The following is an 11,929-nucleotide window of genomic DNA, read 5'->3' as shown; positions in this document are numbered from 1 at the left end:
AGATGAGCAAGCTCGAACTCCTCCCCGCCGTCGACGTCCGCGACGGACAGGCCGTCCGGCTCGTGCACGGCGAGTCCGGTTCCGAGACCTCCTACGGCTCCCCGCTGGAGGCCGCCCTCGCCTGGCAGCGCTCCGGAGCCGAGTGGCTGCACCTGGTCGACCTGGACGCCGCGTTCGGCACCGGGGACAACCGCGAGCTGATCGCCGAGGTCGCGAAGGCCATGGACATCAAGGTCGAGCTGTCCGGCGGCATCCGCGACGACAGCACCCTCGCCGCCGCGCTCGCCACCGGCTGCACCCGCGTCAACCTGGGAACCGCCGCCCTGGAGACCCCCGAGTGGGTCGCCAAGGTCATCGCCGAGCACGGCGACAAGATCGCGGTCGGTCTCGACGTCCGGGGCACCACGCTACGCGGCCGCGGCTGGACCCGCGACGGCGGCGACCTCTACGAGACGCTGGCCCGCCTCGACCAGGAAGGCTGCGCCCGGTACGTCGTCACCGACATCGCCAAGGACGGCACCCTCCAGGGCCCCAACCTGGAGCTCCTGAGGAACGTCTGCGTGGCCACCGACCGCCCGGTCGTGGCCTCCGGCGGCGTGTCCTCCCTGGACGACCTGCGCGCCATCGCCGGTCTCGTCCCGTCCGGTGTCGAGGGCGCCATCGTAGGGAAGGCCCTCTACGCGAAGGCGTTCACCCTCGAAGAGGCCCTGGAGGCAGTGGCGACATGACGTCCGAAGCCGTACGGCGCGTGCAGAGCGGAAGTCCCTGGGAAGAGTCCTTCGGTTTCGCACGGGCCGTCGCGGCGGGCGACCGTGTCGTCGTGGCGGGCACGACCGCCTTCAAGGGCGACGTGCTGTACGGCGAGGGCGACCCCTACGAACAGACCAGGGTGGCCTTCGCCACCGCCCTCGAGGCGATCGGCGAGTTCGGACTGGGCGTCGAGTCCGTGATCCGCACCCGGGTGTACCTGGCCCACTCGCGGGACGTCGACGCCGCGGGCCGGGCCCACAAGGAGCTGTTCGCCTCCGTGCGCCCGGCCACGACCGTGCTGGTCGTGGAGGGCTTCGTCGACTCCCGGGTCCTGGTGTCGGTGGAGCTGGAAGCATTCAGAGAGCAGTAAGAGGCATCGAAGGAGCCGTGGATTCATGACCCTGGCGGTCCGAGTCATCCCCTGCCTGGACGTGGACAACGGCCGGGTCGTCAAGGGCGTCAACTTCCAGAACCTGCGCGACGCGGGCGACCCCGTCGAGATGGCCAAGGTGTACGACACCGAGGGCGCCGACGAGCTGACGTTCCTGGACATCACCGCCTCGTCGGGCAACCGCGAGACGACCTACGACGTGGTGCGCCGCACCGCCGAGCAGGTGTTCATCCCGCTGACCGTGGGCGGCGGCGTACGCACCGCCGAGGACGTCGACAAGCTGCTGCGGGCCGGCGCGGACAAGGTCGGCGTCAACACCGCCGCCATCGCCCGCCCCGACCTGATCCGCGAGATCGCCGAGCGCTTCGGCCGCCAGGTCCTCGTGCTGTCGGTGGACGCGCGCCGCACCGAGGCGGGCACCTTCGAGGTGACGACCCACGGCGGCCGGCGCGGCACCGGCATCGACGCGGTCGAGTGGGCGCACCGGGCCGCCGAGCTGGGCGCGGGGGAGATCCTGCTCAACTCGATGGACGCGGACGGCACGAAGGACGGCTACGACCTGGAGATGATCGCGGCGGTCCGCAGGCACGTCACCGTCCCGGTGATCGCCTCCGGCGGCGCCGGACGCCTCGCCGACTTCCCGCCCGCGGTCGAGGCGGGCGCGGACGCGGTGCTCGCGGCGTCCGTCTTCCACTTCGGCGACCTGCGGATCGGCGAGGTGAAGGACACGCTGCGGGAGGCCGGCCACCCCGTCCGCTAGCACGCCGCCCGTCAGCCCCGGCCGCCGCACGGCCGGGGCTTTCCCGCGCCCGCACCACAGGGGCCCGCGAACAGCGCACGGGCACAGGTCGTCGTTCCGTGTCCGAGAGGACCACCTCCGAGAGGACCCACGTCCGTGGCGAACACGCTGACACCGCAGGCCGCCGCCGCTCCCGTCCCGGCCCACCGCGACCGCAACGTCCTGCGCTGGATCGCCGCCTACACCGCCTCCATGCTCGGCGACACCGTCTTCTTCCTGGCGCTGTCCTGGGCCGCCGTCCAGAACGGCACCCCCGCCCAGGCAGGCGCCGTCACCGCCGTGAGCGCGGTCCCCCGGGCGCTGCTCATGCTCGGCGGCGGCGTGGTCGCCGACCGGCTGGGCCCCCGCCGGGTCGTCATCGGCAGCGACGCCGTACGGTGCGTCACCGTCCTGGCGGTCGCCGCCGTGCTCTTCGCGACCGACCCCGGCCTGTGGCTGCTGGCGCTGGTCGCCCTCGTCTTCGGCACCGTCGACGCCGTGTTCATGCCCGCCGTCGGCGCGCTGCCCGCCCGGATCACCGCCGGGGACCAGCTCGCCCGCGTCCAGGGCATGCGCGGGCTGGCGGTCCGCTTCGCGGCCGTCGTGGGCGCTCCGCTGGGCGGGCTCGGCGTCGCGGTCGGCGGATCGGCCGCCGCCTTCGCGCTGGCCGGGCTGTTCATCGCCGCGTCGCTGCCGCTGCTGGTGTCCGTACGGATGCGGGAACTGCCCTCCGACGGCACCACGGACGCCGCCCCGGACACCACCGCCTGGCGGGACCTGCGGGCCGGACTCCGCTACATCCGCCGCCACCGTGTCCTCGCCCCGCTGATGGTGGCCATCGCCCTCGGCGACCTCGGCTTCGTCGGCCCCCTCAACGTGGGCCTCACCCTGCTCGCGGACGAGCGGGGCTGGGGCGCCTCCGGGATGGGCTGGGTCCTCGCCGGGTTCGGCACCGGGGCGGGGGTGGCCGCCCTGCTGCTGACCGTCCGCGGACGCGTGCCGTACGCCGGACTGGTCGCCGCCGGCGCCATCGTCCCCGGCGCCGGCGCGATCGCCGTCCTGGCCCACGTGCCCGCCCTCGCCGGGGCCGTCGGCACGGCGGTGCTCGTCGGTCTCCTCACGGGACTCAGCGGCGCCGTGTGCGGGGCGCTGCTGCAGACCCAGTCGGAGCCCGCCTACCTGGGCCGGGTCACCGCCGTCGCCGGCATCGTCAGCCTGGGGGTGGCGCCGCTGAGCATGCCGGTGACCGCGGCCGCCATCGGCGTCTGGGGCACCGGCCCGGTCTTCTCGGTCAGCGCCGCGGTGTGCGGCCTCGGCGGGCTGGTCGCCCTCGGCGCGCCGGCCCTGCGGCGCGCCGAACTCCCCGCATGACGGCCGGGGCGCTCAGATCCCGAGCTGCTTCGTCTCGCCCAGCCGTACGATCGCGTCCTTCTCGCCCTCCAGCTCCACCTTCGCCGCGCTCTGCCGGCCGTACGCGAACAGCAGCAGCTCGGACGGCTCGCCCGTCGCCGTCACCACCGGCGTGCCGCGGTGCGCGACCGTCGTCTGGCCGTTGGGGCGGCGCAGGACCAGCCCCGTCGGGATGCCCCGGCCCACCAGCCGGGCGGTGCGCTCCAGCCGGGACCACAGGGCGTCCTGGAAGACCGGGTCCAGCTCGCGCGGCGACCAGTCCGGCTGGGCGCGGCGGACGTCCTCGGTGTGGACGTAGAACTCCACCGTGTTCGCGGCCTCGTCGACCTGCTTGAGCTGGAAGGGCGAGAACCGGGGAGGCCCGGTGCGGATCAGCTGGATCAGCTCCTCGTACGGCTTCGCGCCGTACTCCTCCATCACCCGGTCCAGACGGGACGCCAGCTGTTTGATCAGGGTGCCGCCGGCGGCGTCCGGACGGCGCTCGCGGACCACGACGTGCGCGGCGAGGTCCCGGGTCCGCCAGCCGTCGCAGAGGGTGGGGGCGTCCGGACCCGCCGTCTCCAACAGGTCGGCCAGCAGGAGCCGTTCACGCTTGGCGAATGTCGACATGGAGCCAGCCTACGGCCGCCGGCCGGGTCCGCCCAGTGGACGGCGCCGGGGCGTGTCCCCCGTGCGCGGCACAATGGCGTCATGACCAGCAGCTCCTCCCGGCGCCCCAGCCCGCTCGCCCCGGAGATCGCCGCGCGCCTCAAGCGCAGCTCCGACGGCCTCCTGCCCGCCATCGCCCAGCAGTACGACACCGGGGAGGTGCTGATGCTCGGCTGGATGGACGACGAGGCACTGCACCGCACGCTGACCACGGGCCGCTGCACCTACTGGTCGCGCAGCCGCGGGGAGTACTGGGTGAAGGGCGACACCTCCGGGCACTTCCAGTGGGTCAAGTCCGTCGCCCTCGACTGCGACGCCGACACCGTCCTGGTCAAGGTCGACCAGGTCGGCGCCGCCTGCCACACCGGCACCCGCACCTGCTTCGACGCCGACGTGCTGCTCGCGGACGGCGCGGGTGCCGACGCGGCCGGCACGGGTCAGTAGGGTTCGCCGCCATGGACGTCATGGACCTCGACACCTTCCGCAAGCTGGCCGCCGACCGCCGGGTCGTCCCGGTCTGCCGCAAGCTCCTCGCCGACGGCGACACCCCGGTCGCCCTGTATCGCAAGCTCGCCGCCGAGCGCCCCGGCACGTTCCTGCTGGAGTCCGCGGATGGGGGTACCTCCCAGGCGTTCAGCACTGGGGGAGGGCGGTCCTGGTCCCGGTACTCCTTCGTCGGCGTCCGCAGTGCCGCCACCCTCACCGAGCGGGACGGCGAGGCCCACTGGCAGGGCACCCCGCCCGTCGGCGTCCCCACCGACGGCGACCCGCTCGCCGCCCTGCGCGCCACCGTCGAGGCCCTGCACACCCCCCGCGACCTGGCCCACGACCTGGGCCTGCCGCCGTTCACCGGCGGCATGGTCGGCTACCTCGGCTACGACGTCGTGCGCCGGCTGGAGAAGGTCGGCCCGGGGGAGCGCGACGACCTGCGGCTCCCCGAGCTGACCATGCTGCTCACCAGCGACCTCGCGGTCATGGACCACTGGGAGGGCTCGGTCCTGCTGATCGCCAACGCGATCAACCACAACGACCTCGAGACGGGCGTCGACGAGGCCTACGCCGACGCGGTCGCCCGCCTGGACGCCATGCAGGCCGACCTCACGCGCGCGGTGGCCCAGCCCCCGGCCGCGCTGCCGCCCTCCGAGCTGCCCGAGTACACCGCGCAGTGGGGCGGCCCCGACTTCCAGGACGCCGTCGAGGACATCAAGGAGCGCATCCGCGCGGGCGAGGCCTTCCAGGTCGTCCCCTCGCAGCGGTTCGAGACGCCGTGCACGGCGAGCGCCCTGGACGTGTACCGGGTGCTGCGGGCCACCAACCCGTCCCCCTACATGTACCTGCTGCGCCTCGACGGCTTCGACGTCGTCGGCTCGTCCCCCGAGGCACTGGTCAAGGTCGAGGACGGGCGGGCCATGGTCCACCCCATCGCCGGCACCCGGCCCCGCGGCGCCACCCCGCAGGAGGACCAGGCCCTCGCCGACGAGCTGCTCGCCGACCCCAAGGAGCGCGCCGAGCACCTCATGCTCGTCGACCTCGGGCGCAACGACCTCGGGCGCGTCTGCGAACCCGGTTCGGTCGAGGTGGTCGACTTCATGTCCGTCGAGCGCTACTCGCACGTCATGCACATCGTCTCGACGGTCACCGGACGGGTCGCCCCGGACCGCACCGCCTTCGACGTCCTCACGGCGTGCTTCCCGGCCGGCACCCTCTCCGGCGCCCCGAAGCCGCGCGCCCTGCAGATCATCGACGAACTCGAACCGTCGCGCCGCGGCCTGTACGGAGGCTGCGTCGGCTACCTCGACTTCGCGGGCGACTCCGACACCGCCATCGCCATCCGCACGGCCCTGCTGCGCGACGGCACGGCCTACGTGCAGGCGGGCGCCGGAATCGTCGCCGACTCCGACCCGGTCGCCGAGGACACCGAGTGCCGCAACAAGGCGGCGGCGGTGCTGCGGGCCGTGCACACGGCCAACCGGCTCGGGCAATAGGGCCATTCTCACGCCCCGCATTCCGAACCCCGGGTGACGTATCGCCCGGGGTTCGGGCGATAGTGGAGTACGTGACAGCTGTTCCTCACCCCCGTACCCCCGCCGCAGGACCCGCCCGGGCCGGCCGCCGGAGCCTCGCCGCCGCCCTGCTGTGCGGCGCGCTCGGCGCGGCCGTCGTCCTGCTCGCCACCCGGCAGGAGTGGGCGGAGGGCACCGCGACCGTGGCCGGCGGCGCGTTCCCCCTGACCGCCAGGGGCAGCGACGTCACGGGCGTCCCCGCGGCGCTCGCGATAGTGGGCCTCGCCGCGCTCGTCGCCGTCTTCGCCGTCCGCCGCGCCGGCCGGTTCGCCGTCGCCGCCCTGCTCGCGCTGAGCGGCGCGGGCACCGTCGCCGCGGCCCTGGCCGGCGCCTCCGACGGCTCCGCCCTGGACGACAAGGCCGCCGAGGCCGCCGGCGACACCTCGGCCACCGTGGACGCCCTCTCCCACACCGCCTGGCCCTACGTCGCCGCCGCCGGCGGCGTCCTGCTCCTGCTGGCCGGGCTGCTGGCCCTGCGCTACGGCCGGCTGTGGCCCGCCATGTCCGGCCGCTACGAACGCGACGGCACCCCGCGTCCGCGCCGCACGGCCAAGGCAGTGGACCCCGACCGCCCCGAGGACCTGTGGAAGGCCCTGGACCGGGGCGAGGACCCGACCGGCGCCTGACCCGCGCGCACCCGGCGCGACGGCGCGGTTCGGCCGTGCGCCGAGGGGCACCCGTACACCCGCCACGCACCTCCGGGGCGTCCGGTCACCGCCACGCGCGCGTGGAGGACCACCCCCGGTCACGACGCGCGCACCCGTGCGGGACAATGGGCGCGAGCGTCCTGCTCAGACACGTACACAGCAACGAGGAGCAAGCAATGGCGGGCAGCAGCCACGGTCACACCCCGGCCGCCTGGGCGGGTGTCATCATCACCTTCATCGGTTTCTGCATCGCGGGCGTGTTCATGGTGGCGGCCCAGCCGGCGGGCTTCTGGGCCGGCATCGCGGTCGTGCTCCTCGGCGGCGTCGTGGGCTTCATCATGCGCGCGATGGGCCTCGGCCAGCCGAAGGAGGACCACCCGGTGCACCAGGTCAGCCGCGAGCCGGCCGGCGCCAAGGGCTGACCCGCCGCGGTCGCGCAGTACTCCCTGAGGGGTGGACCGGCACTCGGTGCCGGGGCCGCCCCTCACGTGCGCGCGGGGGCCGTGCCGGGCAGAATGCGGGGCGTGGACGAGAGCCCGAGACCGACCCCGAGCAGCACCCTGCCCCGCCCCGGCGGGGCGGCCGCCGCGGCCCGCGTGGCCGTACCGGCCGGGGTCCTGGCGGCCGTCGCCGGCGCCTTCGCCTACGTGGGGAGCGTCGACCCCAACGAACCCGGCCACTACCCCGCCTGCCCGCTGCTGCGCTTCACCGGCGTCTACTGCCCCGGCTGCGGCGGCCTGCGCAGCGCCCACGCGTTCGTCCACGGGGACGTCCTGACCGCGCTGCACGCCAACGCGCCGGCCGTCCTCGGCTACGCGGCCTTCGCCGTGCTGTGGACCGTCTGGGTGGTGCGCGCGGCGCGCGGCCGGCCGGTCCGGGTCGACCTGGGCCCGGCGCACCTGTGGACGCTGGGCACGTTGCTGCTGGTCTTCACCGTGGTCCGCAACCTGCCGTTCGGCGGCTGGCTCCACCCCTGACCGTCAGGGGAACGTCCAGGTGGCAAGACCACCGTCCACCGGATGCGGGGCCTGCGCGCTCCTCCGGATACCATCGCAGTGACCACACGTTTCGCCGTCTGAAAGGGGGCCGCTCGCGTGAGTGTGCTCGACGAGATCATCGACGGAGTCCGTGCCGACCTCGCGGAACGGCAGGCGCGCGTCAGCCTCGACGAGCTCAAGGAGCGCGCGGCCAAGGCCCGCCCCGCCAAGGACGGCGTCAGCGCCCTGCGGGGCGACGGCGTCAAGGTCATCTGCGAGGTCAAGCGCTCCAGCCCGTCCAAGGGCGCGCTGGCCGCCATCGCCGACCCGGCCGGACTAGCCGCGGACTACGAGGCGGGCGGCGCGGCCGTCATCTCCGTCCTCACCGAACAGCGCCGCTTCGGCGGCTCGCTGGCCGACCTGGACTCCGTCCGCGCGCGCGTGGACATCCCCGTGCTGCGCAAGGACTTCATCGTCACGTCGTACCAGCTGTGGGAGGCCCGGGCGCACGGCGCCGACCTCGTACTGCTGATCGTCGCGGCCCTCGACCAGCCGGCCCTGGAGTCGCTGATCGAGCGCGCCGAGTCCATCGGACTCAGCCCGCTCGTCGAGGTGCACGACGAGGACGAGGCCGAGCGCGCGGTGGACGCCGGCGCGAAGATCATCGGTGTCAACGCGCGCAACCTGAAGACGCTCGAGGTCGACCGCGGCACGTTCGAACGGGTCGCCCCCGAGATCCCCGCGCACATCGTCAAGGTCGCCGAATCCGGCGTCCGCGGCCCGCACGACCTCATCGCCTACGCCAACGAGGGCGCGGACGCGGTCCTGGTCGGCGAGTCCCTGGTCACCGGCCGCGACCCCAGGACCGCCGTCTCCGACCTGGTGGCCGCGGGCGAGCACCCGGCACTGCGACACGGCCGCGGCTGACCCGCCGGTAGGCTGACCCCGATGACGCTCACCCTCGCCCCGGCCCCCCGGGACCCGTACGCCCGCCTCGCGCGCGGCTGCCGGCCCCGAGGCTGTCGCGCGCCCGCACGCCGGGTGCACGGCCGCCGGGTGAGGTACGTCATCGGAGACGAGCCCGGCCAGGTCAACGGCCGTCGATGGCAACGCGCCCCATAGGGGCGCGGGGAACTGCGCGACCGGCCCACGACGGCCGGCAGCCGACAACGAGTCCTCGCCCCCACGGCGATTGGTCACACCAGACACTCACCGTGAGGTTCACGCATGCCCAGCAACTTCTTCATCCCCGACCCCGAGGGCCGGATCCCGAACGCCGAGGGCTACTTCGGCGCGTTCGGCGGCAAGTTCATCCCGGAGGCCCTCGTCGCCGCCGTGGACGAGGTCGCCGTCGAGTACGACAAGGCCAAGTCGGACCCCGAGTTCGCCCGCGAGCTCGACGACCTGCTCGTCCACTACACCGGCCGCCCCTCGTCCCTCACCGAGGTCCCCCGCTTCGCCGAGCACGCCGGCGGAGCCCGCGTCTTCCTCAAGCGCGAGGACCTGAACCACACCGGCTCGCACAAGATCAACAACGTGCTCGGCCAGGCCCTGCTCACCAAGCGCATGGGCAAGACCCGCGTGATCGCCGAGACCGGCGCCGGTCAGCACGGCGTGGCGACGGCCACGGCCTGCGCGCTGTTCGGCCTCGACTGCACCATCTACATGGGCGAGATCGACACCCGGCGCCAGGCCCTCAACGTGGCCCGCATGCGCATGCTCGGCGCCGAGGTCATCGCCGTGAAGTCCGGCAGCCGCACGCTCAAGGACGCCATCAACGAGGCGTTCCGCGACTGGGTCGCCAACGTGGACCGCACCCACTACCTGTTCGGCACCGTCGCCGGCCCGCACCCCTTCCCGGCGATGGTGCGCGACTTCCACCGCGTCATCGGCGTCGAGGCCCGCCGTCAGCTCCTCGAGCAGGCCGGACGCCTCCCCGACGCCGCGATCGCCTGCGTCGGCGGCGGCTCCAACGCCATCGGCCTCTTCCACGCCTTCATCCCGGACACGGACGTCCGCCTCATCGGCTGCGAGCCGGCCGGGCACGGCATCGAGACCGGCGAGCACGCGGCCACCCTGACCGCCGGCGAGCCCGGCATCCTGCACGGCTCCCGGTCCTACGTCCTCCAGGACGACGAGGGCCAGATCACCGAGCCGTACTCCATCTCGGCCGGCCTCGACTACCCGGGCATCGGACCCGAGCACGCCCACCTCAAGGACTCCGGCCGCGGCGAGTACCGCGCGGTCACCGACGACGCCGCCATGCAGGCGCTGCGCCTGCTGTCGCGCACCGAGGGCATCATCCCTGCCATCGAGTCCGCCCACGCCCTCGCCGGGGCCCTGGAGGTCGGCAGGGAGCTGGGCACGGACGGGCTGATCGTGGTCAACCTGTCCGGCCGCGGCGACAAGGACATGGACACCGCCGCCCGCTACTTCGGGCTGTACGACACCGACGCCGAGGTCGCCGCCGACGAGGCCGGCACCACCGCCGAGATCGAGGGGGACGCCAAGTGAGCGGGAATGTGCAGCTTCTGAACGACACCCTCGCCGCGGCGAGGGCCGAGGGCCGCGCCGCCCTGATCGCCTACCTTCCGGCCGGGTTCCCGACCGTGGACGGCGGAATCGAGGCGGTCAAGGCGGCGCTCGACGGCGGCGCCGACGTCGTCGAGGTGGGTCTGCCGCACAGCGACCCCGTCCTCGACGGCCCGGTCATCCAGACCGCCGACGACATCGCCCTGCGCGGCGGCGTGAGGATCGCCGACGTGATGCGCACGGTCCGCGAGGCGCACGAGGCCACCGGCAAGCCGATCCTCGTCATGACGTACTGGAACCCCATCGACCGCTACGGCGTCGAGCGCTTCACCGCCGAGCTCGCCGAGGCGGGCGGCGCCGGGTGCATCCTGCCCGACCTGCCCGTGCAGGAGTCGGCGCTGTGGCAGGAGCACGCCCACAAGCACGGGCTCGCCACGGTCTTCGTGGTCGCGCCGAGCAGCAAGGACGCGCGGCTCGCCGAGATCACCGCGGCCGGCAGCGGCTTCGTCTACGCCGCCTCCCTCATGGGCGTCACCGGCACCCGCGAGTCGGTCGGCGCGCAGGCCGAGGACCTGGTGCGGCGCACCCGCGCCACCACCGACACCCCGGTCTGCGTCGGGCTCGGCGTCTCCAACGCGGCGCAGGCCGCCGAGGTGGCCGGCTTCGCCGACGGTGTGATCGTCGGCTCCGCCTTCGTCAAGCGGATGCTGGACGCCCCCGACGACGCGGCCGGCCTGGAGGGCGTCCGCGCGCTCGCCGCCGACCTGTCGAAGGGCGTGCGTCGGCAGGCGTGACGGCAAGCCCATGACAGGGGGTCCCTCGTACGGGTGGACCTGGGACCGGGGAGGCGCTGTGCGCCTCCCCGGTTCGTTCTGCGGGGTGTGAGCGAGAAGAACCGAGACGGAAAGCGCACCGCCCGTGAGAAGCTGGCGGCCCAGCGCGAGAAGCAGAGGTCCAGGGACAAGCGCCGGCGCGCGCTGATCGTGGGCGCGTCCGTGGTCTGCGTCATGGGCCTGGCCGCGGTGATCGGCGTGATCGCCGCGAACGCCGGCAAGGACGACGGCAGCGAGTCGGCGGGCCCGGTCGTGGCGCCCTCGGGCGCGCAGGGCAAGGACAGCCTCGCCATCCCCGTCGGCAAGGAGAGCGCCGGGTCGACGCTCACCGTCTGGGAGGACTTCCGCTGCCCGGCCTGCAAGGCCTTCGAGCTGACGTACCGCGACACGATCCACGAGCTGACCAAGGCCGGGCAGCTCAAGGTCGAGTACCACCTGGCGACGATCATCGACGGCAACATGGGCGGCAGCGGCTCCCGCAAGGCGGCCAACGCCGCCGCCTGCGCCCAGGACGCCGGCAGGTTCCCGGCCTACCACGACGTGCTGTACGACAGTCAGCCCGAGGAGACCGACGACGCCTTCGCCGGCAACGGCAAGCTGATCGGGCTGGCCGGAAAGGTGGACGGCCTGGACACCCCCGCCTTCCAGAAGTGCGTGAAGGACGGCACGCACGACGGCTGGGTCGACAAGTCGAACAAAGCCTTCCTGAAGGCCGGCTTCAGCGGCACGCCGACCGTGCTGCTGGACGGCAGGAACATCTACAAGGAGGAGTCGATGACTCCGGCGAAGCTGAAGCAGCTCGTGCAGGAGGCCGACAAGTAGGCCCGGTCGGCCCCCCGCCCGTTACGGACCCGTAGCCGGGCTGGCCGCCGCACCCCCCGTCCCACACGGTAGCGTCGA

At 73.8% G+C, this 11,929-nt stretch carries 15 protein-coding genes; 14 read left to right on the top strand and 1 reads right to left on the bottom strand.

Annotated features, from left to right (window positions below; all coding sequences use genetic code 11):
- The first annotated feature begins 2 nt into the window (after window positions 1-2).
- The 4 genes from priA to AC0VYN_RS26960 all read left to right on the top strand — a co-directional run bounded on the left by priA (window position 3) and on the right by AC0VYN_RS26960 (window position 3,290).
- On the top strand, window positions 3-728 hold the full coding sequence (gene priA, locus AC0VYN_RS26975; protein ID WP_475533051.1) for a bifunctional 1-(5-phosphoribosyl)-5-((5-phosphoribosylamino)methylideneamino)imidazole-4-carboxamide isomerase/phosphoribosylanthranilate isomerase PriA: 726 nt from the start codon (window positions 3-5) through the stop codon (window positions 726-728).
- Window positions 725-1,120: a RidA family protein gene (locus AC0VYN_RS26970; RefSeq protein ID WP_475533050.1), complete on the top strand. Its 396-nt coding sequence runs from the start codon at window positions 725-727 to the stop codon at window positions 1,118-1,120. The genes priA and AC0VYN_RS26970 overlap by 4 nt, the downstream gene beginning before the upstream one ends.
- A 25-nt stretch (window positions 1,121-1,145) precedes the next feature.
- Complete coding sequence (gene hisF / locus AC0VYN_RS26965) at window positions 1,146-1,901, top strand: imidazole glycerol phosphate synthase subunit HisF (RefSeq protein WP_475533049.1); 756 nt, start codon at window positions 1,146-1,148, stop codon at window positions 1,899-1,901.
- Between the two features lie 135 nt (window positions 1,902-2,036).
- Window positions 2,037-3,290, top strand: a complete 1,254-nt coding sequence (locus AC0VYN_RS26960) for an MFS transporter (RefSeq protein ID WP_475533048.1) — start codon at window positions 2,037-2,039, stop codon at window positions 3,288-3,290.
- Window positions 3,291-3,302: 12 nt separating this feature from the next.
- Here the strand turns inward: AC0VYN_RS26960 and AC0VYN_RS26955 are convergent, their stop codons facing one another.
- A complete protein-coding gene (locus AC0VYN_RS26955; RefSeq protein ID WP_385467703.1) occupies window positions 3,303-3,938 on the bottom strand; it encodes a TIGR03085 family metal-binding protein in 636 nt (211 codons plus the stop codon).
- A gap of 81 nt (window positions 3,939-4,019) precedes the next feature.
- Between AC0VYN_RS26955 and hisI the strand changes: the two genes are divergently transcribed.
- The 10 genes from hisI to AC0VYN_RS26905 all read left to right on the top strand — a co-directional run bounded on the left by hisI (window position 4,020) and on the right by AC0VYN_RS26905 (window position 11,851).
- Complete coding sequence (gene hisI, locus AC0VYN_RS26950; RefSeq protein ID WP_385467700.1) at window positions 4,020-4,421, top strand: phosphoribosyl-AMP cyclohydrolase; 402 nt, start codon at window positions 4,020-4,022, stop codon at window positions 4,419-4,421.
- A 20-nt stretch (window positions 4,422-4,441) separates the two neighbouring features.
- Window positions 4,442-5,962 carry an anthranilate synthase component I gene (locus tag AC0VYN_RS26945; protein WP_475537001.1) on the top strand — a complete coding sequence of 507 codons (1,521 nt, stop codon included), beginning with the start codon at window positions 4,442-4,444 and terminating at the stop codon, window positions 5,960-5,962.
- A gap of 62 nt (window positions 5,963-6,024) precedes the next feature.
- Window positions 6,025-6,666 (top strand): TIGR02234 family membrane protein, encoded by a 642-nt coding sequence (locus AC0VYN_RS26940; protein WP_475533047.1) that lies wholly within the window; start codon window positions 6,025-6,027, stop codon window positions 6,664-6,666.
- A 197-nt stretch (window positions 6,667-6,863) separates the two neighbouring features.
- Window positions 6,864-7,109: an HGxxPAAW family protein gene (locus AC0VYN_RS26935; RefSeq protein ID WP_385467694.1), complete on the top strand. Its 246-nt coding sequence runs from the start codon at window positions 6,864-6,866 to the stop codon at window positions 7,107-7,109.
- Window positions 7,110-7,202: 93 nt separating this feature from the next.
- On the top strand, window positions 7,203-7,664 hold the full coding sequence (locus tag AC0VYN_RS26930) for a DUF2752 domain-containing protein (protein WP_475537000.1): 462 nt from the start codon (window positions 7,203-7,205) through the stop codon (window positions 7,662-7,664).
- Between the two features lie 117 nt (window positions 7,665-7,781).
- The gene (gene trpC, locus AC0VYN_RS26925; protein ID WP_475533046.1) at window positions 7,782-8,591 is read left to right on the top strand and encodes an indole-3-glycerol phosphate synthase TrpC; all 810 of its coding nucleotides are present in this window, start codon (window positions 7,782-7,784) and stop codon (window positions 8,589-8,591) included.
- A 21-nt stretch (window positions 8,592-8,612) separates the two neighbouring features.
- Window positions 8,613-8,786 carry a tryptophan biosynthesis modulator TrpM gene (trpM, locus tag AC0VYN_RS26920; protein ID WP_385467688.1) on the top strand — a complete coding sequence of 58 codons (174 nt, stop codon included), beginning with the start codon at window positions 8,613-8,615 and terminating at the stop codon, window positions 8,784-8,786.
- Between the two features lie 105 nt (window positions 8,787-8,891).
- Window positions 8,892-10,178, top strand: coding sequence for a tryptophan synthase subunit beta (gene trpB, locus AC0VYN_RS26915; RefSeq protein WP_475533045.1), 1,287 nt, complete (start codon window positions 8,892-8,894; stop codon window positions 10,176-10,178).
- Window positions 10,175-10,990 carry a tryptophan synthase subunit alpha gene (gene trpA / locus AC0VYN_RS26910; protein ID WP_475533044.1) on the top strand — a complete coding sequence of 272 codons (816 nt, stop codon included), beginning with the start codon at window positions 10,175-10,177 and terminating at the stop codon, window positions 10,988-10,990. The genes trpB and trpA overlap by 4 nt, the downstream gene beginning before the upstream one ends.
- Before the next feature lie 87 nt (window positions 10,991-11,077).
- Complete coding sequence (locus AC0VYN_RS26905; protein WP_475533043.1) at window positions 11,078-11,851, top strand: DsbA family protein; 774 nt, start codon at window positions 11,078-11,080, stop codon at window positions 11,849-11,851.
- Window positions 11,852-11,929 lie beyond the last annotated feature (78 nt).

This window comes from Streptomyces sp. 63XJN7_1_ISO-PGPR-S23-121, from assembly GCF_056173025.1.
The sequence above is the reverse complement of the archived record's forward strand: the minus strand, read 5'-3'. Positions and strand labels throughout refer to the sequence as shown.

Excerpts from the sequence above, each read along its gene's own strand:
- priA (WP_475533051.1), top strand. The coding sequence starts at position 3 with ATGAGCAAGCTCGAACTCCTCCCCGCCGTCGACGTCCGCGACGGACAG.
- trpM (WP_385467688.1), top strand. The coding sequence starts at position 8,613 with ATGACGCTCACCCTCGCCCCGGCCCCCCGGGACCCGTACGCCCGCCTC.
- AC0VYN_RS26935 (WP_385467694.1), top strand. The coding sequence starts at position 6,864 with ATGGCGGGCAGCAGCCACGGTCACACCCCGGCCGCCTGGGCGGGTGTC.
- trpB (WP_475533045.1), top strand. The coding sequence starts at position 8,892 with ATGCCCAGCAACTTCTTCATCCCCGACCCCGAGGGCCGGATCCCGAAC.
- AC0VYN_RS26955 (WP_385467703.1), bottom strand. The coding sequence starts at position 3,938 with ATGTCGACATTCGCCAAGCGTGAACGGCTCCTGCTGGCCGACCTGTTG.
- hisI (WP_385467700.1), top strand. The coding sequence starts at position 4,020 with ATGACCAGCAGCTCCTCCCGGCGCCCCAGCCCGCTCGCCCCGGAGATC.
- AC0VYN_RS26970 (WP_475533050.1), top strand. The coding sequence starts at position 725 with ATGACGTCCGAAGCCGTACGGCGCGTGCAGAGCGGAAGTCCCTGGGAA.
- AC0VYN_RS26945 (WP_475537001.1), top strand. The coding sequence starts at position 4,442 with ATGGACCTCGACACCTTCCGCAAGCTGGCCGCCGACCGCCGGGTCGTC.
- hisF (WP_475533049.1), top strand. The coding sequence starts at position 1,146 with ATGACCCTGGCGGTCCGAGTCATCCCCTGCCTGGACGTGGACAACGGC.
- AC0VYN_RS26930 (WP_475537000.1), top strand. The coding sequence starts at position 7,203 with ATGCGGGGCGTGGACGAGAGCCCGAGACCGACCCCGAGCAGCACCCTG.